This window comes from Neisseria sp. P0021.S006 (assembly GCF_051956895.1).
This window is the reverse complement of record NZ_JBQCWZ010000997.1, coordinates 1-540: the sequence shown is the minus strand read 5'-3', so window position 1 is coordinate 540 and position 540 is coordinate 1. Positions and strand designations below refer to the sequence as shown.

At 52.4% G+C, this 540-nt stretch carries 1 protein-coding gene; it reads left to right on the top strand.

What is annotated here, in order from left to right:
- Positions 1 to 540: ParB/RepB/Spo0J family partition protein (locus ACTHUM_RS18370; RefSeq protein ID WP_440403732.1), on the top strand; the 540-nt coding region annotated here is incomplete at both ends.

The following is a 540-nucleotide window of genomic DNA, read 5'->3' as shown; positions in this document are numbered from 1 at the left end:
GCATTATCCAGCCGGTTATTGTGCGCGAACGTGGTTTGTCCCAATATGAATTGATTGCTGGCGAACGTCGTTGGCGCGCTTCCCAGTTGGCCGGTTTGACCGAAATTCCCGTCGTCATCAAAACCATCAGCGATGAAACCGCGTTGGCCATGGGTTTGATTGAAAACCTGCAACGTGAAAACCTCAATCCGATTGAAGAAGCTCAAGGTTTGAAACGCCTTGCCGATGAATTCGGCCTGACTCATGAAACCATCGCAAAAGCCGTCGGTAAAAGCCGTAGTGCCATCTCCAACAGCCTGCGCCTGTTGAGCCTGCCTGAGCCGGTTCAGGAAATGCTTTACCAACGCCGTCTAGAAATGGGGCATGCCCGTGCGTTGCTAACTTTGCATGTGGTTGACCAATTGGAGTTGGCGCAAAAAGCCGTCAAAAACGGTTGGTCGGTGCGCGAAGTAGAACGACGCAGCCAGTTGGCACATCAAAAAGCCAAGCCCGAAGCAGCCAAAACCATCAGCCCGGATATCCGCCGTATTAATGATGCCC